The organism is Streptomyces gilvus, from assembly GCF_022513565.1.
GTDB classification, from domain to species: Bacteria; Actinomycetota; Actinomycetes; order Streptomycetales; family Streptomycetaceae; genus Streptomyces; species Streptomyces gilvus.
On sequence record NZ_JAKWBE010000004.1, the window covers coordinates 96,307 to 121,813 of the forward strand.

At 72.8% G+C, this 25,507-nt stretch carries 22 protein-coding genes and 2 pseudogenes; 13 read left to right on the plus strand and 11 right to left on the minus strand.

The window, feature by feature from the left end; translation table 11 throughout:
- Nucleotides 1-154 precede the first annotated feature (154 nt).
- From MKW14_RS08800 to MKW14_RS08825, 6 genes and pseudogenes are all read left to right on the plus strand, one after another.
- Nucleotides 155-433, plus strand: a pseudogene (locus MKW14_RS08800) (zinc-dependent alcohol dehydrogenase); the annotation flags it as partial.
- A 42-nt stretch (nucleotides 434-475) separates the two neighbouring features.
- Nucleotides 476-1,582, plus strand: coding sequence for an NAD(P) transhydrogenase subunit alpha (locus tag MKW14_RS08805; RefSeq protein ID WP_240860756.1), 1,107 nt, complete (start codon nucleotides 476-478; stop codon nucleotides 1,580-1,582).
- Nucleotides 1,579-1,905, plus strand: coding sequence for an NAD(P) transhydrogenase subunit alpha part 2 (locus tag MKW14_RS08810; protein ID WP_240860758.1), 327 nt, complete (start codon nucleotides 1,579-1,581; stop codon nucleotides 1,903-1,905). Before MKW14_RS08805 ends, MKW14_RS08810 begins: the two co-directional genes overlap by 4 nt.
- A gap of 5 nt (nucleotides 1,906-1,910) precedes the next feature.
- Nucleotides 1,911-3,323, plus strand: coding sequence for an NAD(P)(+) transhydrogenase (Re/Si-specific) subunit beta (locus MKW14_RS08815; RefSeq protein ID WP_240860760.1), 1,413 nt, complete (start codon nucleotides 1,911-1,913; stop codon nucleotides 3,321-3,323).
- A 472-nt stretch (nucleotides 3,324-3,795) separates the two neighbouring features.
- Nucleotides 3,796-4,195 (plus strand): annotated as a pseudogene (locus tag MKW14_RS08820) (cyclic nucleotide-binding domain-containing protein).
- A gap of 113 nt (nucleotides 4,196-4,308) precedes the next feature.
- Nucleotides 4,309-4,908 (plus strand): Rv1733c family protein, encoded by a 600-nt coding sequence (locus MKW14_RS08825; RefSeq protein WP_240860761.1) that lies wholly within the window; start codon nucleotides 4,309-4,311, stop codon nucleotides 4,906-4,908.
- Nucleotides 4,909-4,929: 21 nt separating this feature from the next.
- Here MKW14_RS08825 and MKW14_RS08830 read toward each other — a convergent pair whose 3' ends face one another.
- From MKW14_RS08830 to MKW14_RS08855, 5 genes are all read right to left on the minus strand, one after another.
- On the minus strand, nucleotides 4,930-5,586 hold the full coding sequence (locus MKW14_RS08830) for a potassium channel family protein (protein ID WP_240860763.1): 657 nt from the start codon (nucleotides 5,584-5,586) through the stop codon (nucleotides 4,930-4,932).
- Nucleotides 5,583-6,242: a potassium channel family protein gene (locus tag MKW14_RS08835; RefSeq protein WP_240860766.1), complete on the minus strand. Its 660-nt coding sequence runs from the start codon at nucleotides 6,240-6,242 to the stop codon at nucleotides 5,583-5,585. The genes MKW14_RS08830 and MKW14_RS08835 overlap by 4 nt, the downstream gene beginning before the upstream one ends.
- Nucleotides 6,239-9,088, minus strand: a complete 2,850-nt coding sequence (locus MKW14_RS08840) for a cation-translocating P-type ATPase (protein WP_240860767.1) — start codon at nucleotides 9,086-9,088, stop codon at nucleotides 6,239-6,241. The genes MKW14_RS08835 and MKW14_RS08840 overlap by 4 nt, the downstream gene beginning before the upstream one ends.
- Before the next feature lie 310 nt (nucleotides 9,089-9,398).
- Nucleotides 9,399-9,866 carry an OsmC family protein gene (locus MKW14_RS40855; RefSeq protein WP_276618938.1) on the minus strand — a complete coding sequence of 156 codons (468 nt, stop codon included), beginning with the start codon at nucleotides 9,864-9,866 and terminating at the stop codon, nucleotides 9,399-9,401.
- A gap of 56 nt (nucleotides 9,867-9,922) precedes the next feature.
- Entirely contained in the window at nucleotides 9,923-10,783 is an 861-nt protein-coding gene (locus MKW14_RS08855; RefSeq protein ID WP_240860774.1) for a CBS domain-containing protein, read from the minus strand.
- On the opposite strand from MKW14_RS08855, the gene MKW14_RS08860 reads away from it, so the two are divergent.
- Genes MKW14_RS08860 through MKW14_RS08870 form a run of 3 tightly spaced genes read left to right on the plus strand, consistent with a single transcriptional unit; the run spans nucleotide 10,762 to nucleotide 13,515 of the window.
- Nucleotides 10,762-11,499: an ATP synthase beta subunit C-terminal domain-containing protein gene (locus MKW14_RS08860; protein WP_240860776.1), complete on the plus strand. Its 738-nt coding sequence runs from the start codon at nucleotides 10,762-10,764 to the stop codon at nucleotides 11,497-11,499. The genes MKW14_RS08855 and MKW14_RS08860 overlap by 22 nt on opposite strands.
- Complete coding sequence (locus MKW14_RS08865; RefSeq protein WP_240860782.1) at nucleotides 11,496-12,890, plus strand: V-type ATP synthase subunit B; 1,395 nt, start codon at nucleotides 11,496-11,498, stop codon at nucleotides 12,888-12,890. The genes MKW14_RS08860 and MKW14_RS08865 overlap by 4 nt, the downstream gene beginning before the upstream one ends.
- A gap of 4 nt (nucleotides 12,891-12,894) precedes the next feature.
- Complete coding sequence (locus MKW14_RS08870) at nucleotides 12,895-13,515, plus strand: V-type ATP synthase subunit D (protein WP_240860784.1); 621 nt, start codon at nucleotides 12,895-12,897, stop codon at nucleotides 13,513-13,515.
- Nucleotides 13,516-13,561: 46 nt separating this feature from the next.
- Here the strand turns inward: MKW14_RS08870 and MKW14_RS08875 are convergent, their stop codons facing one another.
- Complete coding sequence (locus MKW14_RS08875) at nucleotides 13,562-14,857, minus strand: phosphoribosyltransferase family protein (RefSeq protein ID WP_240860786.1); 1,296 nt, start codon at nucleotides 14,855-14,857, stop codon at nucleotides 13,562-13,564.
- A gap of 422 nt (nucleotides 14,858-15,279) precedes the next feature.
- On the opposite strand from MKW14_RS08875, the gene MKW14_RS08880 reads away from it, so the two are divergent.
- Complete coding sequence (locus MKW14_RS08880; protein WP_240861294.1) at nucleotides 15,280-16,392, plus strand: MBL fold metallo-hydrolase RNA specificity domain-containing protein; 1,113 nt, start codon at nucleotides 15,280-15,282, stop codon at nucleotides 16,390-16,392.
- Between the two features lie 391 nt (nucleotides 16,393-16,783).
- A complete protein-coding gene (locus tag MKW14_RS08885) occupies nucleotides 16,784-17,005 on the plus strand; it encodes a hypothetical protein (RefSeq protein ID WP_240860788.1) in 222 nt (73 codons plus the stop codon).
- 14 nt (nucleotides 17,006-17,019) lie between these two features.
- Here MKW14_RS08885 and MKW14_RS08890 read toward each other — a convergent pair whose 3' ends face one another.
- The 5 genes from MKW14_RS08890 to MKW14_RS08910 are packed head-to-tail and all read right to left on the minus strand — an operon-like array spanning nucleotide 17,020 to nucleotide 21,915.
- On the minus strand, nucleotides 17,020-17,526 hold the full coding sequence (locus MKW14_RS08890) for a flavodoxin domain-containing protein (protein WP_240860790.1): 507 nt from the start codon (nucleotides 17,524-17,526) through the stop codon (nucleotides 17,020-17,022).
- Between the two features lie 22 nt (nucleotides 17,527-17,548).
- Entirely contained in the window at nucleotides 17,549-18,055 is a 507-nt protein-coding gene (locus MKW14_RS08895) for a universal stress protein (protein ID WP_240860792.1), read from the minus strand.
- On the minus strand, nucleotides 18,052-18,438 hold the full coding sequence (locus MKW14_RS08900) for a hypothetical protein (protein WP_240860794.1): 387 nt from the start codon (nucleotides 18,436-18,438) through the stop codon (nucleotides 18,052-18,054). Before MKW14_RS08900 ends, MKW14_RS08895 begins: the two co-directional genes overlap by 4 nt.
- A gap of 48 nt (nucleotides 18,439-18,486) precedes the next feature.
- Nucleotides 18,487-19,212, minus strand: a complete 726-nt coding sequence (locus tag MKW14_RS08905; RefSeq protein WP_240860796.1) for a CBS domain-containing protein — start codon at nucleotides 19,210-19,212, stop codon at nucleotides 18,487-18,489.
- A gap of 33 nt (nucleotides 19,213-19,245) precedes the next feature.
- Nucleotides 19,246-21,915, minus strand: a complete 2,670-nt coding sequence (locus MKW14_RS08910) for a bifunctional acetate--CoA ligase family protein/GNAT family N-acetyltransferase (protein ID WP_240860798.1) — start codon at nucleotides 21,913-21,915, stop codon at nucleotides 19,246-19,248.
- Between the two features lie 283 nt (nucleotides 21,916-22,198).
- Here MKW14_RS08910 and MKW14_RS08915 point away from each other — a divergent pair, with 283 nt between their 5' ends.
- Both MKW14_RS08915 and MKW14_RS08920 read left to right on the plus strand, forming a co-directional pair.
- On the plus strand, nucleotides 22,199-23,074 hold the full coding sequence (locus tag MKW14_RS08915) for a universal stress protein (protein ID WP_240861297.1): 876 nt from the start codon (nucleotides 22,199-22,201) through the stop codon (nucleotides 23,072-23,074).
- A gap of 25 nt (nucleotides 23,075-23,099) precedes the next feature.
- Nucleotides 23,100-25,475, plus strand: a complete 2,376-nt coding sequence (locus tag MKW14_RS08920; protein WP_240860800.1) for a glycoside hydrolase family 65 protein — start codon at nucleotides 23,100-23,102, stop codon at nucleotides 25,473-25,475.
- The last annotated feature ends 32 nt before the right edge of the window (nucleotides 25,476-25,507 follow it).

Genomic DNA, 25,507 nt, shown 5'->3' on the forward strand with positions numbered 1-25,507 from the left:
CGTTGTGACCGGGCGCCCCATCCCCGAGGGCCTGCCTCGCCGACGAGCCCAGGGCAACTCCGGATGCTCCGTGGACCGTTGCCGCACCGAGTTGCGCGGGCGCGGCCGTCCTGTCGGCCACCGAGCCCAAGGCGTTCGAGCAGGTTTTCCGTTCGGTCAACCGCGCGGCGGAACACGCCGACGGCTGGTCATGGTCGCGCTGCCCGCGGACAATGCTGCCATCGACGTCCCGATCTTCGAGACCGTGCTCGGCGGGATCTCCGTCATCGGCTCGATCGTCGGGACGCGGCAGGACCTGGCCGAGGTGTTCGCGCTGCACGCCGCGGGGCGCACCCAGGTCATCGCCGAGCCACGGCGCCTCGACCAGGTGAACGACTCCTTCGACGAGGTACTCGGCGGACGAGCCGAGGCGCGTCTCGTCTTCGAGTTCTGAGGCCCGGGCAACCCCCGGACCCCGGTAGAGAGGCAGCAGATCATGGCAAACGTCACCGTAGCTGCCATACGGGAGCGGGCACCCGGCGAACGCCGGGTGGCCCTCGTCCCCGAGGCCGTCACCCTTCTGCACCGCGCCGGGATCGACGTCCTGGTCGAGACCGGCGCCGGCTCCGGCGCCTGGTTCGCCGACGCCGACTACACCGATGCCGGCGCGACCGTCGTAGCGCCGGAAGAGCTGTATCTGCGCGCGGACGTCGTGCTGTGCGTCGGGCCGCCCGACCAGGAGACCGCCGGCGCTCTGCGTGCCGGGCAGACACTGATCGGTCTGCTGGAGCCGCTGCGGCAGCCCGCCCTGGTGCAGGACCTGTACCGGCGCGGGGTGCACACGGTCAGCCTCGACCTGTTGCCGCGTACCCTCAGCCGCGCCCAGTCCATGGACGCGCTGACCTCACAGGCGAACGTCGCCGGTTACAAGGCGGCGCTGCTCGCCGCCGACTCCTACGACCGCTTCTTCCCGATGCTGACCACCGCCGCGGGCACCATGCGCCCGGCGCAGGTCCTCGTCCTCGGTGCCGGAGTCGCGGGACTGCAGGCCATCGCCACGGCCCGCCGTCTCGGCGCCGTCGTCTCGGCGTACGACGTACGCCCCGCGTCACGAGGTGAGGTGGAGTCGCTGGGCGCCCGCTTCCTGGACGTCCAGGGTCCGCGAGGAGACAGCGGACAGGGCGGCTACGCAAGGGAGTTGACGGCGGAGGAGCAGGAGGCCCAGCGTGCGGCGCTGGACGCGCACATCGCCCGCTCCGACGTCGTCATCACCACCGCCCAGGTACCGGGCCGCCGGCCGCCGCTGCTGGTGAGCGCGGCCGTTCTGGAGCGGATGCAGTCCGGCGCGGTCGTCGTCGACCTCGGGGCGAGCGACCTGGGCGGCAACGTCGAGGGCTCCGAGCCCGACAAGACGCAGGTCCTGGACAACGGTGTCACCGTCATCGGCGCCGGACGGCTGCCGTCCGCGATGGCCACCGCCGCGTCCACCGCCTACGCCCGCAACCTCGTCGCCCTCCTGCGCCACCTGGTGCGGGACGGCGAACTCGTCCTCGATCCGGCGGACGAGATCACCGGCGCCCTGATGGGAGGCGGCCCGTCATGAACGGCCTCGATCTGCTCACCGCGATCACCGTGTTCGTGCTCAGCGTCCTCGTCGGCGTCGAGGTCATCAGCAAGGTGCCCGCCACCCTGCACACCCCGCTGATGTCCGGCTCCAACGCGGTCCACGGCATCGTCGTCATCGGCGCCATGCTGATCGCCGCCGAGTCGCACACCTGGCTCGGCTATGTCCTGTCCTTCGTGGCGATGGTGTTCGGCGCGATGAACGTCGTCGGCGGTTACGTCGTCACCGACCGGATGCTGGAGATGTTCAAGGCCAGGCCGGCCGCCGAGAAGACGGACCGGAACGAGAAGGCGGAGGTGTGAGCGTCATGGACACCGACTCCAACGCCGTCCATTACGTCTTCCTGGGCACGGCCGCCTGCTTCGTGCTCGGCCTGCACCTGATGAACCACCCGCGCACCGCCCGCCGGGGCAACACCATCTCCGCGAGCGCGATGGCCGTCGCGATCGCCGCCACCGTCTGGCTGGTGATCCACCAGAGCACGATCACCACCACCGGCTGGCTCGTCCTGGCCTCCGGCGGCCTGGTCGGCGCCGCTCTCGGGCTGTACGCGGCCCGCGAGGTCAAGATGACCGCCATGCCCCAACTGGTCAGCCTCTTCAACGCCGTCGGCGGTGGGGCGGCCGCGCTCATCGCGGTCAACGACCTGCTGCAGGCCGAGAACCCGGCCGGGCTCGGCGCACGCGTCTCCCTGCCGGGCGCCCTGGACATCGTCATCGGCGCGGTCACCTTCTCCGGCTCGCTGATCGCGGCCGCGAAGCTGCAGGGCGTCGTCTCCGGGGCGCCGGTCGTCTTTCCCGGGGCCCGGCTGCTGAACGTGCTGCTGCCGGCCGCCTTCGTGGCCGGCGCGGTCTGGCTGGTGCTGTCACCGGACTCCCGTACGGCGCTGTACGGGCTGGTGGCCGTGGCGCTGCTGTTCGGCGTGACCATGGTGCTGCCGATCGGCGGGGCCGACATGCCGGTCGTCATCGCCCTGCTGAACGCCTTCACCGGGTCCGCGGTCGCGATGGCCGGCTTCGTCCTGAACGAGACCGCGCTGATCATCGCGGGCATGCTCGTCAGCTCCTCGGGCGGCATCCTGACCAAGCTGATGGCCGACGCCATGAACCGCTCCATCGCCAACATCGTCGTCGGCGGCTTCGGCACCGGCGACGCCGCCCCGGCGGTGACGGCGGGCGGGGCGGCCCAGGTGCGGCCCGTCTCCGGCGACGACGTGGCGATCCAACTGGCCTACGCCAGGAAGGTCGTCTTCGTCCCCGGCTACGGCCTCGCCGCCGCCCAGGCCCAGCACGAACTCGGCGACCTGGCCAAGCTGCTGGCCGATCACGGCATCGACGTCAGCTACGCCGTCCACCCGGTCGCGGGCCGGATGCCGGGGCACATGAACGTGCTGCTGGCCGAGGCCAACGTGCCCTACACCCAGCTGAAGGAGATGGACGACGTCAACCCCGAGTTCCCGCAGGCCGACGTCGCCCTCGTGATCGGTGCCAACGACGTCACCAACCCGATCGCCCGCCGCCCCGGCAACGCGATCTCGGGCATGCCGATCCTGGACGTCGACAAGGCCAAGAGCGTGGTCGTCATCAAGCGCTCGATGGGCCACGGCTACGCGGGCATCGACAACGAGCTCTACACCGACCCCAAGACGGGGATGTTCTTCACCGACGCGAAGAAGGGACTGGCCGAACTGAAGGCGGCCGTGGGGGAGTTCGTCAGCTGACGCCCGGCACATGAGTGGGCCTCCGCCGATCTTGGGTTCTAACGGTCCTCGCAACACCCGCGATCTGTGGGAGTTGCGAGGACCGTGGGCGTTGAGCGTGATGATCTTGCCGGGGCCCAGCTTGGTGATCGCGTTGTCGGGGCAGACGCCGTAGCAGTTGTCGCACTCGAAGCAGTCGCCGCAGGACATGCAGCGGCGGGCCCCGAATGGCGGTGTTGCCGCCGCCGTACACCGCGACCCGCCGCCCGAGCGCCCCGCCCGACGGTGACGGAGGAACCCGTACCCCGGTGGGCTCCCTGACGGGGACCGATCGGCCCATGCGATCTCTCCGTCCTTGACCGAGCCTGGTAGGAGGCGGCGTCGCCCCGTGGCGACCGCCGCACCGGCCCGGCGCAGGAGGAGGCGCAGCCATGCCACCGCGACCACACCCCGCTCCGCCCGGAAACTCCCCGCCGTGTACCGGGGCGGACTGATGAGCCTGGCGCACGAGGTGCGCTACCCGGCGGACACCCGTCTGTTCGGTGAGGGCGGGCGCGCGGACCACTTCTGGATCATCGATACCGGCACCGTGGCCCTCGACATGCGGCTGCCCGGACGCCAGGCCGCCGTGGTCGAGACCCTGGGCGCCGGGGAACTCCTCGGCTGCTCCTGGCTGTACCGGCCGTACACCTGGCGGTTCGGCGCCCGGACGACCGGGCCCGTGTGCGCGCACGAGTCCGACGCCGAGCCTCCGGCGGATGTGCGAGGCCGATCCGGGCATGGGGCTCTCGATCGCCCTGTGGGTCGGCGAGTCGGTGGTGCGCCGGCTCGGTGCGGCCCGCACCCGCCTGCTCGACCTGTACGCCCCCTACGGCAGCGCAGCCCGGGGCTGAGCCGTGCGGTCCCGGGACATGACCACTCGGCCCGCGACGCTGCCTGGTCGGCCCCTGCTGACCGCGCCCCGGCCGTGAGACGTTCGAGTTGAGAGGCAAGGGGGTGTCGGCAGATGGCGCGCACGCGTTCCACCCGGGTGAAGAAGGTGCGGTTCTGGCGCTGGCGGCACAATCCGCTGCGCCGCCCCAGCGACACCGCCGAAGCATGGATCGTCCTGACCACGTGGATCCTCGCGATCGCCGGTGGCGTGTTCGCCGGCCAGGCCGCCGACGCGGCCATGCAGGACAGTCTCGCGGCGCGACGAGCGAGCCTGTCCAGCGTGTCGGCGGTGCTCACCGCGGACGCCGACAGGACGCCCCCCGTGACGACCGGAGACAGCAGTGACGGGGCGGTCTGGGCGAAGGTGCGCTGGACGGCCGCCGATGGCTCCACCCACACGGGCCTGACCAGGGTCGAGCCGAGCAGCAAGGCGGGATCCACGGTCAGCGTGTGGATCGACCACCGGGGCGAGCTGGTCTCCAGCCCGCCCGGCGCCACGGAGGCGCGTCTGCAGTCCGAACTGGCCGGTGTCCTCGTGGCGTTCGGCGCCGGTGGCACGGTCGTGGGCTGCGGCTGGGTGGTACGGCTCCGGCTCGACCGGCGCCGGCTGCGCGACTGGGAGACCGAGTGGGCCCAGGTCGACCCCCAGTGGCGCAAGAAGATGAACGGCTGACACCGCCGGCAGAGCCGCCTCTCACTGGAAGACGGCGTGGACCTCGCCCTCGGTGGCGGTGTGGGACAGCACGAGGATCTCGTCCCCCTCCCGCAGCTCCAGGTCCGGCGCGGGAGTCATCGGATCCCCGCCCCGGACCACGGCCGCCACCACGATGCCCGGCGGGACGGCCAGTTCCCCGAGGACGCTTCCGGCGGCGCGGGAGCGCGGACCGATCGTCGTCTCGATCACGTTCACCCCCGCCTTGCTCAGCCGCAGCAGCGCCACCGTGTCGCTGGCGCTGGTGGCCTCCTCGACGAGAGAGACCAGGGGCGCGGCGGCCGGTACGGCCGTGTCGACGCCCCAGTGCTGGGTGAAGAGCCAGGCGTTGTCGTCGTCGTTGACGCGGGCGATGACCCGGGGCACCTTGAACTGGCGCTTGGCGAGCAGGCTGACCACCAGATTGTCCTCGTCCTCGCCGGTGGTGGCGACGACCAGGTCGGCCGCGTGCGCGCCCGCGTCCTCCAGCACGCGCGGTTCGCACGCGTCACCGGTGCGCACCTCGGCGGGGAGCCCGTCCTGGAGCGCGGCGACCCGGTCGTCGTCCTGGTCCAGGAGCGTGACCTGGTTCCCGGTGCCGCCCAGCACCTGGGCGATCTGGGTGCCGAGGCGTCCGGCCCCGGCGATGATGACCTTCATGTGCCGAGCTCCTTGTCGAGGAAGCCGCGCAGCCGGCCCAGGGCGTCGGCCGCGACGGCGAACGTGACCAGGTCGTCCGCCTCCGCCGGGGTGTGCGGGGCGGGCAGGAACGACCGTCCGCCACGGGTCACCTCGACGACCCTGATCTCGCCGTCGACCTCCAGGTCGCCCATGGCGCGGCCGGTGAGGTAGGCGGGCAGCCGGGACCGCAGCAGCATGGTCTCCCCGTTGCCGAAGTCCAGCTCCGGGGTGAGATGGCGGTGCAGCAGCATCTGATGGAGCTGGTGCACGGTCCAGCGCACGCTGGCGATCGTCGGGATACCCAGGTCGCGGTAGATGTCCGCGCGCCGCGGATCGTAGATGCGGGCCAGCACGATCGGCACCTGGTACGTCTCCTTCGCCGTGCGGGCGCTGACGATGTTGGTGTTGTCGCCGGAGGTGACGGCGACGAACGCGTCGGCCAGTTCGATGCCGGCCGACTCCAGCAGCGCGCGGTTGAAGCCGTTGCCGTGCAGGACCCGGCCGGTGAAGCCCGCGGGCAGCAGCCGCCGGGTTCGCGGGTCGCGGTCGATGACGCGCACGTCGTGGCCCTCGTTGACCAGTTGGACGGCGAGCGCGGAACCGACCCGGCCGCAACCCACCACGATGACCCTCATCGCGCGGTCTCCTTTCCTGTCGGGGCTTGTGCCGGGACGCCTTTCGGGGCGGGGACGGCCCTGCGGCGCACCCACCACTTGCGGGCCTCCTCCGCGCCCAGCAGCAGCAAGCCGAAGGCGACGAGGACGGCCCAGTCGGCGGCGGCCAGGGGCGCCGTGTGGAACACGTCCTGCAGCAGGGGCACGTAACTGATCGCGGCCATCAGGCCGATGCCGAAGCAGCCGGCCGCGATCAGCCGTGGGTTGGAGAACAGCCCCACGCTGAAGACGCTCTGCCGGTCCGTCCGCACGGCCAGGGCGTTGAAGAACTGGCTCACCACGATCGCGGCCTGGGTGAGGGTGATCGCCTTGCGGTAGGCGGGGTCGGCACTGGTGAAGTCCGCGTAGGGGATGCCCGAGGCGTGGATCTGCCAGAAGAAGACCGTGCACACGCCGACGGACTGCACCGCGCCCAGGAACAGGAACCGGCGCACCAGTTCGGCGGAGAACAGCCGCTCGCGGCGGGAGCGGGGCGGACGGTCCATGGTGTCGGGTTCGGGCGGTTCCGCGCCCAGGGCAAGCGCGGGCAGCACGTCCGAGCCCAGGTCGATGGCGAGGATCTGCACGGCGGTGAGCGGGACCAGCGGGAAGCCGGCGAAGGCCGCGGCGAGGATCGGGGCCAGCTCGGCGATGTTGTGGCTGAAGAGATAGGCGAGGAACTTGCGGATGTTGCGGTAGACCGACCGCCCCAGTTCCACTGCCGCCGTGATCGAGGCGAACGAGTCGTCCAGCAGCACCATCTCGGAGGCCTCGCGGGCGACGTCGGTGCCGGTGGCACCCATGGAGACGCCGATGTCGGCGTGCTTGAGCGCGGGGGCGTCGTTGGCTCCGTCCCCGGTGACGGCCACCACCTCGCCGCGCGCCTGCAGCGCCGCCACCACGCGCATCTTGTGCTCGGGGCTGACCCGGCACAGCAGCAGCTGGCCCTCCTGAGCGAGCAGCGCGTCCAGCGCTGCCCCGTCCATGCTGTCCAGTCGGGCGCCGGTCACCACGGTGGGAGAGGGGTCGGTGACGATGCCGACGCGGCGGGCGATCGCCTCGGCGGTCAGCGGATGGTCCCCGGTCACCATGACGATCCGGATGCCGGCCCGACGGCAGGCCCGCACCGCCTCGGCGACCTCGGGCCTGGGCGGGTCGAGCATGCCGATCAGCCCCAGGAAGGTCAGACCGGTTTCGGCCTCCTCCGCAGTGCGCGGCGCCTCGCCGACCGGGCGGACGGCCACGCCCAGAACGCGCAGTCCTTTCCCGGCCATGGTGTCGTTGGCGCCGCCGACGGTGTCCCGCAGCTCCACGGTGAGGTCCCGTTCCGACCCGTCCACCCGCATCCGGGTGCACCGGGCGAGCAGCTCCTGCGGTGCGCCCTTGACGCACAGGACGTCACCCTCGGGGGGCCGGTGGACGGTGCTCATCAGCTTGCGGACCGGGTCGAAGGGGAACTCGCCGATCCGTGGTGCCGCATCCTTCTCCGCGCCAGGGTGCAGGCCGGCCTTGGCCGCCGCGACGAGGATCGCGCCCTCGGTGGTGTCGCCGAGCACCCGCCAGCCCTCGGAACCCGACGGCGGCACGAGCCGGGCGTCCGTGCACAGCACGGCACCGCGCAGCAGCTCGCTCAGCTCCTTCGCGCCGGACACCTCGCCCACCGGGGCGTACCCCACGCCGGACACCTCGTGCCACGCCCCACCGCTCCAGATCCGGGTGACCGTCATCTCGGCCTGGGTGAGGGTGCCGGTCTTGTCGGTGCACACGACGGTGGTCGAACCCAGCGCCTCCACCGCCAGCAGGCGCTTGACCAGCGCCTGGCGGCGGGCCATCCGCCGTACACCGATGGCCAGCGACACCGACAGGGTCGCGGGGAGCCCCTCGGGCACCATCGCGACCATCACCCCGAGCGCGAACACGAAGGCCGACACCAGCGGCTGGCCCGTCTGCAGACGCAGCGCGAACATGCCGGCGCCGATCACCACGGCCAGCGCCGCCACCCGCCGCGCCATGACGGCGACCTCGCGCTGCAGGGGGGTCTTCTGCCGCGGGGCCTGGTCGGTGAGCCGGAAGATCCTGCCGAACTCGGTGCGCGCGCCGGTGGCGTACACGACGGCCTTGCCGGAGCCGGAGACCACCGTGGTGCCCATGAAGACACAGTTGCGTGAATCCAGCGCGGTCTCCGAGGCGGTCGGTTCGCCGACCCGGGCGACGGCCGCGCTCTCCCCGGTCAGCGGCGCGTTGTTCACGGACAGGCCGTGGGCCTCAACCACCCGGCTGTCCGCCGACACCGCGTCCCCCGCCTCAAGGACGACGACGTCTCCGGGCACGAGCGCGCCGGACGGCAGCTCCAGACGCTCCCCGTCCCGCAGCACCCGGCAGGTGTGCGGCACCATGGCCTGCAAGGTCTCGGCGGTGCGCTCGGCCGAGTACTCCTGCACGAACCCGATCACCGCGTTGAGCACGACGACGCCCAGGATCGCGAAGGCCAGCTGCAGGTTCCCGACATCGCGCGGGTCCTGCAGGGCGTAGGCGAGGAACGTCAGCGCGGACGCCGCGATCAGGACGAGCGCGAACAGGTCGGTGAACTGCGCCAGGAAGCGCCGCCACACGCCTTTGCGGCGCGGACGCGGCAGCTCGTTGGGCCCGTAGCGCTCGCGCAGCCCGCTCGCCCCACCGTCGGACAGTCCGCGCGGTGAGGTGGCGAAGGCGGTGAACACCTCGTCGGGGCGCAGCCGTTGCACGGGCGGCGTCGGCTCGGCGGACGGCGTGATCGCCGGCCCCGCGGCGCGGTCGGCCGGAGCATGCGCGGCGAGATGACTCGGCACCGGACCCCCAGAAGGTGGGACGACTCTGCCCTCCACCCTTTGCCCCGGCAGCCGCAGCCGCCATGGGCCACCCGGACCCCATCACCGGGCGAACCCGCCCCTGTCCGGTCGACGTGGGGCATGACGAAACCCGCGAGGTGGGCTCCCTTCGCCTGCATGGTCAGGATCACGCGGTGGAGGTCGCCGTCTGGACCCTTCGCCCCTTCGGCCTCTCAGCCCGTCCGCCGACGGCGCCTGCCGACAGGGGCGGTGACTCCCTTGTCGGACGACCGCCGCGGACGCGCTCCCTCGCTCGCCCCGCAGGCTGCCTTCAGGTTATGAGGCCCTCGGCCTCCAACTCGATGCCGACCGAGGGCGGCCGGCGCAGGGTGTTGTGCACCGTACAGTGCGAGGCGACCGCCAGCAGGGCCGCGTGGCGCTGGGCGGAGAGCGCCGGTGGGGGAGTGATGACGACGCGCAGCGCATCGACGCGCGCGGGCGGATCGGCGGCCGTAGTGAACTCCGCGCGCACCCGCAGTCCGGCGCGGGGCAGCCCGTGCCGGAGAAGGTACCGGCCGGCGTAGAAGGCCACGCAGGTGGCCAGGGAGGCGGCGAACAACTCGACGGGGGTGGGGGCGACATCCGTGCCGCCGGCCGCGACGGGCTGGTCGACCAGCAGCCTGTGACCGCGCACGTCCACGTCGTACGCGTCGCCGTGGACGTGGGTGACCTCGAGCACGTGCACGTCAGGGGACGGCGTCTCCGGCGCCGTACCGGTGTCCGCTGCCGTGTGGGTCATGGCCTGGCCTCCTGGTCGGGGTCGACTTCTGTCGATGTGCGGTGCCGGACGGCGATTCAGACGGCGGTGAGGTGGTCCGCCACGTCGAGCACGTCCGGGATGTCCGCCACCGCATCGGTCAGCCGGGGGATGAGGTCGGTGGGCACCGGACCGGAGAGCGTGACGACGCCGTCGTGCACCTTTACGTCCACGCGCGTGGGGTCGATCCCCGACTGGTCCCGCAGGATGTGGGAGACGACCTCCTCACGGATCGCGGCGTCGTCCCGGACCAGGGCGTGCAGCAGTTCCCCACGGCTGACGACACCCACGAGCCGGCCCTTGTGGTCGGTCACGAACACCTGCCGGACGCGGGAACGGGCGGCGTCACGCGCGGCCTCGACGACCGGAGTCCTCGGATGCACGGTGAGGGCCGGCGCGGACATCAGCGTGGCGGCCGTGCCGCCCACGGTCCGCGGCCTGCGGCCGAGCAGTTTGCCGAGCGTGCCGGGCTTGTCGGAGGAGGCCTGTGTGGCGGCCCGGGCGAGCAGGTCGGACTCGGCGACCACGCCGACGACCCGGCCCGCCGCGTCCACCACGGGCACGGCGCCCAGCTGCTCGCGCGCCAGCATGCGCGCGATGTCCATGAACGGTGTGTCGAGGTCCACGCCGACCACCGTCCGCTGGGCGATATGGCTCACCTGGAGCTGCGTGGGGGAGGCCGGAGGCTCGGCGGTACGGCGGGTGCCGCTGCCCGCGGAGGGCTCGGCCGGTGCAGGTTCCGCCACGGCCTGCGCGTCGTGAGCCGCCATGGCATGCAGGTACCGCACCATCAGGTTCTGCCGGAACTCCTCGACCGGCTTCCGGGCGAGAGAGGGCACCGCGCGGCGGGCCTCCGCCGACGCCGCTCCGGCTTCCCGTGTCCTACGGTCGTCCAGCACGTACCGGCACCCTGCCCGCGGAAGAGGGCTACCCGGCGGGCCTCGCCTCGGCGATCGCCGCGTTCTACGAACGGGCCGGGGCGGTGACGGCCCTCGGCGGCCGTACCGGGTCCGTCACCGTGATCGGCGCGGTCTCCCCGCCCGGCGGGGACATGGCGGAACCGGTCACCGCGCACACCCAGCGGTTCGTACGCTGCCTGTGGACCCTGGACCGGGAACTCGCCTACGCCCGGCACTACCCGGCCGTCTCCTGGGCCGAGTCCTTCTCCCGCGACGCGGAGGCGCTGGACGCCCACCACGCGGCGACCGACGACCCCGAGCGGCCGGCACGTCGCGCCCGTGTCGCCGGACTGCTCGCCGAGGCCGACCGGCTGGCCGATCTGGTCGACCTGCTCGGCATCACCGCGCTGCCCGCCCGCGAACGCGTCAGCGTCCTGGGCGGTCGGCTGGTGCGCGAAGGGGTGCTGCAGCAGAGCGCCCTGTCCGACCGGGACGCCTACAGCGCGCCGGAGAAGACGGCGGCCCTGGCCGACGCGGTCGTGGCCGTCGTCGCCCGCTGCCATGAACTGGCGCAGGCGGGTGTGCCCGCGGCCCGTGTCGAGGAGGTCGACTTCTCGCCCGTGCTGCGCGCCCGGGAGGAGGCCGGACCGCACGACGCGGCGACCGTGGAGGCACTGCGCGAGACCATGCTCGCCCGGCTCGGGGAGGTGTCGTGAGCACAACGCCGGACTGGGGCCGCGTCGAGTACACCTCGGTGCGGGAGCTGAGCGGACCGCTCGCTGTCATCGACAAGGTCGAGGGCGTCGGCTGGGACGAGTTCGTCCTGTTCACCGTGGGGTCGGGCGAGCGGCGGCACGGTGTCGTGCTGGAGGTCGACCGCGGCACCGCCGTCGTGCAGGTTCTCGAGGACACCGCGGGAATGGACCCGGCGCGGGTCGGCGCCGTCTTCACCGGCTCCCCCCTGCGCGTCCCCGTGGGACCCGGCTGGCTGGGACGGGTGTGCAACGGGCGCGGCGAACCCCTGGACGGCGGACCGCCCGTCTTCGGCGCCGCCGCCTCGGCGGTGGCGGGTCGCCCCGTCAACCCGGTCCGCCGGGAGCCGCCCGCCGAGCCCGTGCTGACCGGCGTCAGCGCCGTCGACGCCCTCACCACCCTGGTGCGCGGACAGAAACTCCCGGTGTTCTCGGCCGCGGGGCTGCCGCACCTCGAACTGGCGACGCAGATCGCCGCCCAGTCGACGGCTGGCGGGCAGCCGTTCTGCGTGGTCTTCGCGGCCATGGGGGTCACCCACGCGGACGCGGACTTCGTGCGGGACGCCCTTGAGGAGCGCTCCGCCGCGGGCGAACTGGTCCTGCTGCTGAACACGGCCGACGACCCCGTGATCGAGCGCATCCTCACTCCGCGCATCGCCCTCACCGTCGCCGAGCACCTCGCCTTCGCCGAGGGCCGTCACGTCCTCGTCGTCATGACCGACATGACGAGCTACGCCGAGGCACTGCGCGAGATCTCCTCCGCCCGCGGTGAGATCCCGGCCCGCCGCGCCTATCCCGGCTATCTCTACAGCGACCTGGCCTCGCTGTACGAGCGCTGCGGCCGCGTCCGCGGTCTGCCGGGCTCCGTCACCGTGCTGCCGGTGCTCACCATGCCCGCCGGCGACATCACCCATCCCGTGCCGGATCTCACCGGGTACATCACGGAGGGGCAGATCGTCCTCTCCCGCCACCTGCACGCCCGGGGCGTCTACCCGCCGGTGGACGCGCTGTCCTCGCTGTCCCGGCTGATGCGCAAGGGCGCCGGTCCCGGCCGTACCCGTGAGGATCACCTCGACGTGGCCGCCCAGCTGCTGTCCGCCCTGGCTCGCGCACGTCAGGTCAGGGAGCTGGCCGATCTGGTCGGCGAGGGGTCGCTCGGCCCCGCCGACCGCTGCTACCTGGACTTCGACGAGGCGTTCGCGCGGGGCCTGGTGCATCAGGGACGCGACGAGCTGCGCACGCTGGACCAGACGCTGGAGCGGGCCTGGCAGGTGCTGCTCACCCTGCCGCGCAGTCAACTGGCCATGCTCCCGGGCCGGTTCCTCGATGCCCACGGTGCTCGGGAAGGCGGGTGACGTCATGGCCGAACCGCGGGTCCCATCCGGCCGGGCCGGCCGGCTGCGTCTGCGCCGGAGCCTGGAGGTCGCCCGGCGCGGGGCCGACCTGCTCGACCAGAAACTGCGCATCCTGCGTGACCGCCACGACGAACTGCTGCGCGCCGAGCGGATCGCCCGGGAACAGTGGCACGAGTGCCTGGCCCGGGCCGAGGACTGGCTCCGGCGCGGACTGCTGCTGGGCGGCGAGGAGGCGCTGGAGGCGATCCGTCCGACGCGTCCCGCGGAACTGGCGATCTCCTGGACGTCCACGATGGGCGTACGGCACCCCGGCGACGCGGTGTGCACGGTGCCGGCACGTGAGGAGGGCGAACCGGTGCCGTCGAACACCGCCCTCGTGCACTTCGAGGCGGCCTGTGCCGAGGCGGTGCGGGCGGCGGCGGACTACGCCGTGGCACGTGCCGCGTCCCGTGCCCTCGGCGACGAGGTCGTGCGCACTCGTCGCCGGGTGCGGTCCCTGCGCCGCCACTGGATCCCACGACTGGAGGAGGCCCTCGACGCCGTGGACCTCGCCCTGGAGCAGAGCGAGCACGAGGACGCGGTCCGCAGGCGCTGGGCGGCGGAAAGCCGCGAGCACCGCGGTTGACGGCTGCGGACCGCTCCGGCAGGACACTGCCCTTCCCACCGTGCCGCTACGCAGTCCGGCGCGGCGGTGTCGCGGTGGGCGGCAGCGCGAGGTGGGCGGTGAACCATTCACGGGCCAGGTCGGCGACCGAGGACAGGGTGCCGGGTTCCTCGAAGAGGTGCGTGGCGCCGGGGACGACGGCGATGTGGTGGTCGCAGTGCATCCAGTCGGCTGCCAGCCGGTTCAGGCTGAGCACCCGGGTGTCCAGCGACCCCACGATGAGGAGGGTGGGTGCCCGCACGTGGGCCAGTGCGGCGGGCGTGGCGAGGTCGGGGCGGCCGCCGCGGGAGACCACCGCACGGATGTCGAAATCCACCGCCGCGGCCTCGAGCGCGGCGGCCGCGCCGGTGCTGGCCCCGAAGTAGGCCACCGGCAGTCCGGTCTCACGTCGCAGCCACAGGGCCGCGGTGCCGAGCCGCCGGGCGAGCAGCACGATGTCGAAGACCTTGTGCCGGTCGTCTTCCTCGTCTTCCTTGAGCAGGTCCAGCAGGAGGGTGCCGAGGCCGGCGTGGTGGAGTACGTCGGCGACGTACCGGTTGCGTGGGCTGTGACGGCTGCTGCCGCTGCCGTGCGCGAACGCCACGACGGCCGGGGCCCCCTCGGGCATCGTGAGGCGTGCCGCCAGCCGGACCCGTCCCGCGGACACGTCGATGTCGCCGTCGGAGACCGGGTGGGTGGCCCGTACCAGCAGGTCGGCCACCTCCGTGTCGTCGACCTGGGGAAACGCGTCGTACCACGTGCCGACCGAACCGAAGAAGCGCGGGGACTGCAGACAGACCACCTCGTCGGCCGACTGCCGGAGGCGGCGCAGCGTCCGCTCGGGACCGACCGGCACGGCGAGCACCACGCGGCCCGCGCCCTGTCCGTGCACCACCCTGCACGCGGCTTCGGCGGTGGCGCCGGTGGCCAGTCCGTCGTCCACGACCACGACCGTCCGTCCGGTCACCGGTACGGGGGGACGCTCACGCCGGTAGAGACGCGAGCGCCGTTCCAGTTCGGCCCGTTCCGTCCGCTCGACCGTCCGCCGATCGTCCGGCCCCACCCCGGCCTGTCGGATCACGTCGTCGTTGAGCACGCGCACGCCGTCCTCCCCGAGGGCGCCGAAGGCCAGCTCCGGCTGCCAGGGCACGCCCAGCTTGCGCACCACCAGGACGTCCAGCGTGGCGTCCAGTTCTCGGGCCACCTCGAAGGCCACCGGCACCCCGCCCCGCGGCAGGCCCAGTACCAGGAGGTCCTGGCCGCGAAGGTGATCCAGCCGGCGGGCCAGTCGGCGCCCCGCATCCCTACGATCCTGGAAGCGCATGGGCCACCTCCTCCTGCGCACCGCCCGGCAGGACGGCGAGAGGGTCTCCCCTCGCTTTCCATCGTCTCGCCGCTCCGGCTCCGCGCACGGGGGCCACGTGCCCGCTGAGCGGGCCACCCGGGCCGTCCTGGGGGGCCGTTCGGCCCAAGGCAGGGCATCGACGGCCCAGCACGCTGGAGACACAGCCGGTGGAGGACCGGAACGACGACCGATCCCATGCGCGTCGACCGGCCCTCCGCCGAAGGAAGGTGACGTCATGATCACTGTGGTACCGCGACCGGAGGACCGGACCCGGTCACCGGCCCGGCCCGCGCTGCTGACCTTCCTGGGCGGTGTGGGAACGGTGACCGGCAGCAAGTTCCTCGTCGAGAGCGACCACGCGCGTTCTCGTCGACTGCGGGCTGTTCCAGGGACTCGCGGAGCTGCGCAGGCGCAACTGGCGCGAACTGCCCTGCGACGGGGCCGACATCGAGGCGGTCGTGGTCACCCACGCCCATCTCGACCACTGCGGCTATCTCCCGCGGCTCGTGCGCCACGGCTTCCGGGGCCGCATCGTGACGACGGAGTTCACCGCACGGCTGATGGAGATCGTGCTGCGCGACAGCGCCAAGCTGCAGAACGAGGCGGCGGGACACATCCTCGGCTCGTCCTGGGCCGCGCTCACCCTCGAGGACGGCGCCGTGCTCGCCGTCAGCGGCGACCTCGGCCGTCCCGGCCATCCGCTGCTGCGCCCGCCGGAACCCTTCTCCGGGGCGGACGTCCTGCTCATGGAGTCGACCTACGGAAACCGGCGTCACGAGGAGCAGGCGGGACGCGCGCACTTCGCCGACGTGGTCACCCGTACCCTTGCCCGAGGAGGCACCGTCGTCATTCCGTCGTTCGCCCTCGACCGTACCGAGGTCGTCCTGCACGAACTCACCCAACTCCGCAGGACGGGCCGCCTGCCGGCGGCCGTGCCCGTGTACGTCGACAGCCCGATGGCTCTGGCCGCGCTCGACGTCTACCGCGACGCTCTGGTCATGCGGGCGCCCGAACTGCGCCCGGAGGTGCTGGCCGAGGGCCCGGCGGCGCTGAGCCCCGAACCGTTCCGAGCCGTGCGGTCGCTGCAGGAGTCCGTCGAGCTCGGCCATGCGGGAGGACCGGCTGTCATCGTCTCGGCGTCCGGCATGGCCACCGGAGGGCGAGTGCTGCACCACCTGCGACGCGTGCTGCCGGATCCCCGCAACGCCGTCGTCGTGGTGGGCTTCGCCGCCGTCGGCACCCGGGCCCGTGACCTCGTGGACGGAGCGCGTGTGCTCAAGATGTTCGGCGAGTACGTGCCGGTGCGCTGCCAGGTCGCGGACGTACCGCACTTCTCGGCGCACGCGGACGCGGCACAGATTCTCGACTGGCTGCGCGGTGCTCCCGCCCCGCACGTCACCTATCTGGTGCACGGTGAACCGGAGGCATCAGCCGCGCTGCGCGAGCGCATCGACCGGACACTGGGCTGGACCGCCGTCGTGCCGCGCTCCGGAGAGCGGGTGCTGGTCCGCTGACGGCTCAGTAGGGCAGGGGGCGCCCCGACGGGGTGCGCAGGTCCTGCGGCTCGGGGCGGCGAGGGGTCGCGGGGCGACGGTCTGCTGGATTCTCTTCATGACCGTCGCCTCCTGCGGGGGTCGGGGATGTTCCGGTGCTCCGGAACCCCGGCACCGACCAGCCTCGTCCGCCGCCGGACGGGCGACCATGAGGCCACCGACCCTCCGTCATGGGCCGGGCCGACCTCGGCACCGGGGCCGGTCGGCCCATCCTGCGCTCGGCGGCTCCGCAGGAGCGGGACCAGGGCCGCTCGAGACCTTCGTTCGGGACTATCGGCTCATGTGGCGTGCTCCGCAAAGGAGTTGGCTGGAGATGTCAGGAACGACGTCCATCCGAGAGGGGGAGAGGACAGTGGGTACGAGTCTCACACCGGAGTTCTACGAACGGTTCGCCCTGCTGTTGTTCGCGGCGATGGGCGTGACCTTCGTCCTCACGCTGCTGTTCGACGCGCTCGCGCTGCGGCTGGCGCGGCGGCGCGGCCAGACCCCGCCGGCGCTGCCGCCGTCGGTTCCGCCGACGCGGATGCCCCACCCGCCCGTGGGCACGGACCACCGTACGCCCGTCGGCTGCTGAGACCCGTCGCGCGCTCAGCGCGTCAGGGTCTCGGCGATCCGGGCCGTCCAGCGGTCCACGGCGTCCCAGTCGCGGTAGTCGCCGAAGCGCCCGCCCACCAGGCGGAACATGATCCGTCCGGTCAGTGGCAGATGAGCCGGCGCGATCACGCCCGAGAACAGGGCGTGATCGCGCGGGAGCAGATCGCCGGGCAGGCTCTCCACGATCACGGGCGCCTCCCTGGGCGCCAGACGCCTCCAGGGCCCGCGCAGGGCGGCCGGCATCCCGACACTGAAGATCCACAGGGGCCGTACGCCCAGCAGGTCGAGGTTGTCGCGGACGAAGCCCTTGGCCGGCTCGAGCCAGGTCTGGCCGTGCACGGCGCTGCCCAGGACGAACGCGGCGTAGGCGTCGGCGTCCTCCACCGTCCGCAGATCCCTGGCCTCGACTCTCAGGCCGGCCTTTGCCAGCCCGGCCGCGACGCGGTCGGCCGTCTCGCGCGTCGATCCGTGGACGGTCGCGTATCCCACCAGGACGTCCATGGTCCCTCCTCGGCAAGCCAGGCTATGCGGCACCGGTGCGGACGGACTTCCCCATGGCCCTGAGCGATGCCTCGGACCGGTCGGGGGTGGGCACCGTCACCACGGGGACCGTGGCGTGACGCAGGCACTCACGGCCCACCGCGCCCACGCCCGGCAACTGTCGCTGCGGGTGGGAGCCGCGGCCCAGCGCCAGGAGCAGGGCCCCGCGTGCCTGCTGGAGCAGGACGCGGACCGGCGGCCCCTCGACCAGTACCGCGTGCACGGCCGGGGCGACGCGCGGCCCGAAGGTATCGCGCACCGCGGTGGCGAGGAGTTCGGCCGCTCGCTCCCGCTGCTCCGCGGCCGTGGGGAGCGCGGCGACGGGAGCGTAGGGCGCGAAGCCGGATGCGGCCGGCTCCCATGCGTGCACCACCACCAGTCGCGTACCCAGGGTTCGTGCCTGCTCCAGGGCCCAGCGCAGCGCGGCCAGGGACGCCTCGGAGCCGTCGACGCCCACCACGATTCCCTTGTCACTGATCCGTTCGGTCACGGTTTGCCTCCGCGGACGGCTGTCTTTCCTCCACCGTGCCGCGATCCGGGACCCGACGGCGTGGGCCCACCGGGACCGTGACGGTGCCGAGCGGCCCCCGTCCCGAGGTCGGGACGGGGGCCGCTCGGGACGGCGATCCTCGCCGGCGCTAAGTACCGGTAGTGCCGGTGGTCGTCACCAGGGCCTATGTAGTGCCGTTCCTCGATGACGGTCTCGTTGTCCCCGGGCCGCTGGTGGCCGGCCATGGTGGCCATGAACATCAGCAGACCCAGGATGCCGGTGGCCATCAGGATGAAGCCCACGACGACCGTGTCGTGGAACACCAGAAACGAGCCCCCCACCAGCAGCCCGACCAGCAGCAGGGGGGTCGGGAAGGTGCGCATGGTCGTCCTCCTCCTCACTTCACGGTGCCCTGCCTGGACACCGTGAGCTCACAACTTGCGCAGCCAGTCCTCAGAGACCCCGTGCGGAGCCCGTGCGGCGGGCTGGTGGCGGGTGTCGTCGTACCGGTAGGTGAGCCGGTCGACGACGGCGACGACACCGTCGAGGCGGCGCGTCATGGACAGTGCGACGGACTTCTCGCTGCGCCGCTCCAGGCGGCCCGTGAGGGTGACCACGCCGTCCCGCACGGTGACCCGGACGATGTGCGGGGTCAGCCAGAGCGCGTTGACGAAGACCTCCTGCTGTACTTCGCGCCGGATGGCGTCGTCGGAGCGCAGGAACACACGCAGCAGGTCGTGCCGGGTGACGATGCCGACGAGCCGGTCCTCCTCGTCCACCACGGGAAGCCGTTCGACGCCGTGCCGCACCATGACGCGGGCGGCCTCCGTGGTCGTCGCGTCGGCGTGCACGGTGACGGCGGGCTTCGACATCAGCTCGCCCGCGGTGCGCGCGCGGCTCTTCGCGCCGGCCCGGCGGACCCCGTGGCGCATCCTTCCCAGCCACCCGCCGGTGACCGAACCGGAGCGGGGCGGGGACTGGTGCAGCATGAGATCGGTCTCGGAGATCACCCCGACGACCCGGTCGTCGTCGTCGGTCACGGGCAGTCCGCTGATGCGGTGCCGCCCGAGCAGCCGGGCCACCTCCTTGAACGGGGTCTCCCGGTGCACCGCGACGACGTCCCCCACCATCAGGGCGCCCACCTTCACGGGCTTCATCGCTGGTCCTCCTTCCCTACCGCCGGCCGTCGGTCAGCGCAGCCGACGCAGATACGGGCCATGGGCCCGCCGCGGCTCGAGCCGCACGCGGACGTCCAGGACGCTCACGCCCTGCGGCCCGGACAGGACCGGATTGAGCTCGGCTCGCGCCAGTTGCGGCACGTCGCAGGCCATCCGGGACAGCCGGTGCAGCAGCTGCTCCAGGGCCTCGACGTCGGCGGTCGGGCTGCCGGCGTAGCCGAAGAGCAGCGGGGTGGTGCGCGGGGACGTGATGAGTTCGCGCACGTCGTGGTCGGTTAGCGGGGCCAGGCGCGCGGTCCGGTCGTCGAGCAGTTCGGTCGCCGTACCGCCGAGCCCGAAGGCCACGAGCGGGCCGAAGACCTCGTCCTGCTCGACGCCCGCGAACCATTCGGTGCCGCGCTCCGCCAGGGGCTGGATCACCACGCCGGTGAGCCGGTCGCCGAAACGGGCGACCAGGTCGCGGTGGGCGGCCCGCACCTGGGCGGCGTTGCGCAGATCGAGATGGACGGCGTGCTGCTCGCTCTTGTGCAGCAGCCCCGGCCAGTGGGCCTTCATGACGACCCGGCCGTCACCGCCCATCAGGCGTTGGGCGGCGGCGACCGCCTCGTCCTCGTCCCGCGCCCACGCCCAGGGGAGCTGCGGGACGCCGTAGCAGCCGAGCAGGGTGGCGGTGGCCCGCGGGTCCAGCCAGCCGCCTTCGGGGTTTTCGTCAAGGAAGGAGGCGACCAGGTCCCTGGCGCGCTGGGTCTCCACGTCCGCCAACACCGGAACGGAGAAAGGCGGTTGACTTAGCCAGCGGGACCGTGCGGCGGCATGGGCCAGGGCGCGGGCGGCGTCCTGGGCGTCGCAGTAGGAGGGGATCCTGCCCTCGCTGCGGGCGTCGAGCAGGTCCACGCGGGCTGCCTGGGCGGGGAGCACGGCGACGACCGGACGGGGGAGCGGGCCGGACGCCGTCGTCAGGGCGCGGACCAGGTCGTCCCCGGTCGCGGCCGCGACGGCGGTGGGCACCAGGCTCACCAGGACGGCGTCCACGGCCCCGTGTGCCGCGAGGCGCTCCACACAGGCGCGCAGTTGCTTCTCGCTCACCGCCGCCGTGGTGTCCACCGGGTTCGTCGCGGTGGCGCCCGCAGGCAGCAGGGCGAGGAGTTCGTCGATGAGGTTCGTGCCCAGCCGGGGCACGCTCAGGCCCATGTCCGCGCAGGCGTCGGCCGCCAGGACGCCCCCTCCCGCGGTGTTCGAGACCACGGCGACTTTCGTTCCGCTCGGCAGCGGCTGGGCGTGCAACAGGGCCGCCACGTCGAGAAGTTCGGCCATGGAGCGGGTGGCGGTGATGCCGGCCTGGGTGAACAGGGCCTGCCGGGTCATGGCCGGGGGCGCGGTGCGCCGCCCGGTCTCGGACCTGCCGGTGTCGACGGTGAGGACCGGTATGCGGGGGCTGACGCGGCGGGCGGTGCGGGAGAAGGCGCGCGGGTTGCCGAAGGACTCCAGGTGCAGCAGCGCCATTTCGGTACGGCCGTCGCTCTCCCACCACTGCAGCATGTCGTTGCCGCTGACGTCGTACTTGTCCCCCAGCGACGCGAACGAGGAGACGCCGATGCCCAGCCGGGACAGCCCGTCCAGCAACGCGATGCCCACCCCGCCCGACTGCACCGCCACACCGGCCGTACCGGGACTCGGGTGGTTCGCCGCGAAGGTCGCGTCCAGACGGACGGACTCCTCGGTGTTGGACAGGCCCAGGCACTCGGGACCGGCCAGCCGCATGTCGTAGCGGCGGCATGCCCCCGTCAGGCCGGCGGCCTGATGTCGGTCGAGCCCCGCGGAGACGACCAGCAGGGCTCGTACGCCCGCCTTCCCGCACTCCTCCGCCACCTGGGGGACGGCCGGCGCGGGTACGGCGATCACGGCGAGGTCGGGAACCTCGGGCAGCGCCGCCACGGACGGGTATGCGTGCACCCCGGAGACCGAGGAGACCTCCGGGTGCACGGCGAAGACCCGGCCCTGGTAGGACCCCCGGCTGATGTTGCGCAGGATCGCACGGCCCAGGGATCCGGGCTTGCGGCCGGCGCCGATCACCGCGACGGAGCGAGGCTGCAGCAGGGGGCGCAGGCTGACGACGTCGGCGGTGCCGGCGCGGGTGTCGACGGCGCTCAAGTAGCCCTCGTCCTCGGTGAGATGGACCGTCCAGGAGGTCTCGGGGCCGTCGTGGTGAGGCAGGACGTGCAGCCCGAGGTCGCGGAAGACCGTCCTCAGTTCGTGGTTGTCGGAGAGGGTGTCCGCCGTGAAGACGGTGACACCCGCCCTACGGGCGGCATCGGCGAGGTGTTCCACCAGCAGGGTGGCCACACCGCGGTGGTGCCAGCCCTCGGCCACGGCCAGGGAGATCTCGGCCGTGGTGCCGGGCGGTACGACCTCGTACTCGGCCAGGCCCACGAGCCGCTCCGCGTGCTCGGCGGCCAGAGCGCAGTAGCCCGGCCGTGCCGGCCCGGCGCCGGCCACCCGGTCGGCGGCCTGTGCGGCGGAGGCCCGGCCCACGGTGAAGAACCTCTGTCGCAGGTTCTCGGGCGACATCTCCTCGTACAGCCGCCGCACCGCGTCACGGTCACGGTAGTCGGCCCGCCTGATGCGGACGGTCCTGCCGTCGGTGAGCAGTGCGTGCACGGGTGCTTGCCGGACGTCGGTCATGGCACACCTTCCCTCCAGATATCACCCTCAGCGTCCGTCCGACTCCGGCGCCGTCCCAGGGGCTGACCGGGCCGGACGCCGGGCCGAGTGGCCCTCACCGGCGCGTGCGGGGGCGCATCCGCCCGAGGGCCCGCCCGATGGAGCGCCCGAGGGTCTCCTGCATGGGCCGAACGGCCCGGGCCGGGGCCGATCCACCCATCGTGGATCCCGGCCGACGGTGCGACCGTGAAGGTGGAGCCCCGTGCCGCACGTCGGTGTGGCCAGGAAGGCGGTGAGGAAGATGATGGAGCTGCCCCTTGTCGTAGGTGTCGACGGATCGGACGCGAGCCTGGCCGCCGTCGACTGGGCGGTGGACGAGGCCGCCCGGCACGGTCTGCCGCTGCGGCTCGTGTATGCCTCGCTGTGGGAGCGCTACGAGGGCGCGGTGCCGTCCACCAGCCTTGAGCGCCCCTCGGAGCAGGTGATGGCGGAGAACACCGTGGGCGTCGCGACCGAGCGGGCCCGGCGGCGCAACCCCGAGGTGAAGGTCTCGGCCGAGGTGGTCCCCGAGGACGCGGTCGAAGCGCTGCTGCGCGAGGGCAACAACGCCTCCGCCGTGGTGACCGGCTCGCGCGGACGCGGTGAGCTGCAGGGCCTGCTCCTCGGTTCCGTCGGCCTGACGGTGGCGTCCCGGGCGTACTGCCCGGTGATCGTGGTCCGGGGCGACAAGGCGGGGCTCGCCGGCACGCACGAGCGGATCGTGCTCGGGGCGGGAGATCCCGCGACCGGCGCCGAGGCCGTGCGGTTCGCCTTCCGGGAGGCCGAGGCGCGCGGCGGCGCGCTCGACGTGGTGCGCGCCTGGCGCTGCCCCGCGCTCGAGAGCGCCGACCACCCCCAGCTGGCCGGGGACCCGGCGCATCAGCACGAGCAGCAGGCGTCCGCCCTGATCGACACCCTGCTGCACGACGCGACGGCCGACCACCCGTCGGTCCGAGTGCGCCGCAACACGGTGGAGGGACCGGCCCGCACGGTGCTGCTGAACCGCTCCGCCGCCGCCGACCTGGTGATCATCGGAGCGCGCCGCAGGGCGGGCCACTTCGGATTCCAGCTCGGCCGGGTGGGCCACACCCTGCTGCACCACGCGGACTGCCCCGTGGCGATCGTGCCGCAACGCGTGTGAGCGCGCGGGTGCGGGGAGGCCTGAGGTGACGGACTGGATCTGGGAGTACGAGGGCTACGACCCCGCGGACGAACGGCTGCGGGAGTCCCTGTGCACCCTGGGCAACGGCTGCTTCGCCACCCGGGGTGCGCTGCCCGAGTGCTCCGCCGACGAGGTGCACTACCCGGGCACCTATGTCGCCGGCTGCTACAACCGGCTCCCCTCCGACGTGGCCGGACGCCGGGTCGAGAACGAGGACATGGTCAATGTGCCGAACTGGCTGCCGTTGCGGTTCCGGCTGCCCGGCGGACCTTGGCTGACGCCCGACACCGCGCCCGTGCTCGACCACCGGATGCGTCTGCACCTGGCCTCCGGGCTGTTGGAGCGCCAGACCCGGTACGGACTGGGCACCGGCCGCGAGTTGACGGTGCGTCAGCAGCGGCTTGTGCACATGGCAGTTGCCCATCTGGCGGCCCTGCGGACCGAGTTCACGGCAGAGGGCTTCTCCGGCGAGCTCGATGTCGAGGCGGTCCTCGACGGCGGTGTCGTCAACGCGGGCGTGCCGCGCTACCGCGACCTGGACGGCCGCCATCTCACCCATGTGCACACCGGGACCGCCGCCCCCGACACCGTCTGGCTGCGCTGCCGCACCCGTACCTCGGACATCCGGATCGGCATGGCGGCCCGGCTCACCGTCGACGCGCCCGTCACGACCCGGCACGAGGAACCCCGCGCCGTCCAGAGGGTCCGGCTGCGGCTGACGGCCGACCGTACGACCACCGTGGACAAGACGGTGGCCCTGCACACCTCACGCGACCCGGCCATCAGCGACCCGCTGTACGCGGCCGTCGATCGGGTCGGCCGGGCACCGGGCTTCGACGACCTGCTGGAGTCCCACCTGACCGCTTGGGACCAGCTCTGGCGGCGGGCCGAACTGGACGTCCCGGGGGAACCCGGCCGCATCCTGCGCCTGCACCTCTTCCACGTCCTGCAGACCCTGTCGCCGCACACCGCCGACCTCGACGTCGGAGTGCCGGCCCGCGGCCTGCACGGCGAGGCCTACCGGGGCCATGTCTTCTGGGACGAACTGTTCGTCCTTCCCTACCTCGACCTGCACTTCCCCGAGGTCGCCCGCGCGCTGCTGCGCTACCGCCACCGCCGCCTGGAACAGGCCTGCACCGCCGCCCGCGAGGCCGGCCGCAGGGGCGCGATGTATCCCTGGCAGAGCGGCAGCGACGGCCGCGATGAGACCCAGCAGCTGCATCTCAACCCACGCTCCGGCCGCTGGCTGCCCGACCACTCCCGGCTGCAGTACCACGTGGGTTCGGCGATCGCGTACAACGTCTGGCAGTACTGCCAGGCCAGCGGGGACACGGAGTTCCTGCACACCAAGGCCGCGGAGATGCTGCTGCAGATCGCGCGCTTCTGGGCCGATGCGGCCGTCTATGACGACCGCATCGAACGGCACCGGATCAAGGGCGTGATGGGCCCCGACGAGTACCACGACGCGTATCCCGGCGCCGCGTCACCCGGCCTCGACGACAACGCCTACACCAACGTCACCGCCGCCTGGGTGCTCACCCGGACCCTGGAGCTGATCGACTTGCTGCCCGAGCCCCGGCGCCGCGAACTCGCCGAACGCACCGGCCTGGACGGCGGTGAGCTGGAACTGTGGGAGGACGTCTCCCGCACCCTGTACGTGCCCTTCCACCAAGGCGTCATCAGCCAGTTCGAGGGCTACGGCGAGCTCGCCGAACTCGACTGGGACGGCTACCGCGAGCGCTACGGGGACATCCGCCGCCTGGACCGGATCCTGGAGGCGGAGGGGGACAGCGTCAACCGCTACCAGGCCTCCAAGCAGGCCGACGTCCTGATGCTCGGCTACCTCTTCTCACCGGACGAACTCCGGTCCCTGTTCCAGCGGTTGGGGCTGCGGCTGGACGCGGACATCTGGCAGCGCACGGTCGACCACTACCTGCGCCGCACCAGCCACGGCTCCACCCTCAGCGGCCTGGTCCACGGCTGGGTCCTGGCCCGCGCCCGGCGAGCCGAGGCGTGGAAGTACTGCCAGGAAGCGCTCCGGGGCGACATCGCCGACCTGCAGGGCGGCACCACCGGCGAGGGCGTCCATCTCGGTGCCATGGCCGGCACCCTCGACCTCGTCCAGCGCGGACTCACCGGCCTGGAGACCCGCGAGGGCGCGCTCTGGCTGGACCCGGTGCCGCTGCCGGAGCTGTCGTCGTACGGGTTCGCCCTGCGCTACCGGGGTCACTGGGGCGTCCGGCTGCGGCTCGCGCACGGGCGGCTGGAGATCGCCGTACCGGCGTCGGACGAGTCTCCCATCGATGTACGGCTGCCCGACCGCGTGGTCTGCCTGCGGCCGGGCGAGACCGGCCACCTGCTTCTCGCCGGGCGGGGCTGAGCCAGAGGCTTGGGACCATCGGCCCCCGGGGA

Coding starts and splice junctions, on each gene's coding strand:
- MKW14_RS08825 (WP_240860761.1), top strand. CDS start 4,309: ATGGCGCGCACGCGTTCCACCCGGGTGAAGAAGGTGCGGTTCTGGCGC.
- MKW14_RS08870 (WP_240860784.1), top strand. CDS start 12,895: ATGGCCGAACCGCGGGTCCCATCCGGCCGGGCCGGCCGGCTGCGTCTG.
- MKW14_RS08910 (WP_240860798.1), bottom strand. CDS start 21,915: ATGACCGACGTCCGGCAAGCACCCGTGCACGCACTGCTCACCGACGGC.
- MKW14_RS08835 (WP_240860766.1), bottom strand. CDS start 6,242: ATGAGGGTCATCGTGGTGGGTTGCGGCCGGGTCGGTTCCGCGCTCGCC.
- MKW14_RS08900 (WP_240860794.1), bottom strand. CDS start 18,438: ATGCGCACCTTCCCGACCCCCCTGCTGCTGGTCGGGCTGCTGGTGGGG.
- MKW14_RS40855 (WP_276618938.1), bottom strand. CDS start 9,866: ATGACCCACACGGCAGCGGACACCGGTACGGCGCCGGAGACGCCGTCC.
- MKW14_RS08890 (WP_240860790.1), bottom strand. CDS start 17,526: ATGGACGTCCTGGTGGGATACGCGACCGTCCACGGATCGACGCGCGAG.
- MKW14_RS08875 (WP_240860786.1), bottom strand. CDS start 14,857: ATGCGCTTCCAGGATCGTAGGGATGCGGGGCGCCGACTGGCCCGCCGG.
- MKW14_RS08805 (WP_240860756.1), top strand. CDS start 476: ATGGCAAACGTCACCGTAGCTGCCATACGGGAGCGGGCACCCGGCGAA.
- MKW14_RS08810 (WP_240860758.1), top strand. CDS start 1,579: ATGAACGGCCTCGATCTGCTCACCGCGATCACCGTGTTCGTGCTCAGC.
- MKW14_RS08915 (WP_240861297.1), top strand. CDS start 22,199: ATGGAGCTGCCCCTTGTCGTAGGTGTCGACGGATCGGACGCGAGCCTG.
- MKW14_RS08830 (WP_240860763.1), bottom strand. CDS start 5,586: ATGAAGGTCATCATCGCCGGGGCCGGACGCCTCGGCACCCAGATCGCC.
- MKW14_RS08905 (WP_240860796.1), bottom strand. CDS start 19,212: ATGAAGCCCGTGAAGGTGGGCGCCCTGATGGTGGGGGACGTCGTCGCG.
- MKW14_RS08815 (WP_240860760.1), top strand. CDS start 1,911: ATGGACACCGACTCCAACGCCGTCCATTACGTCTTCCTGGGCACGGCC.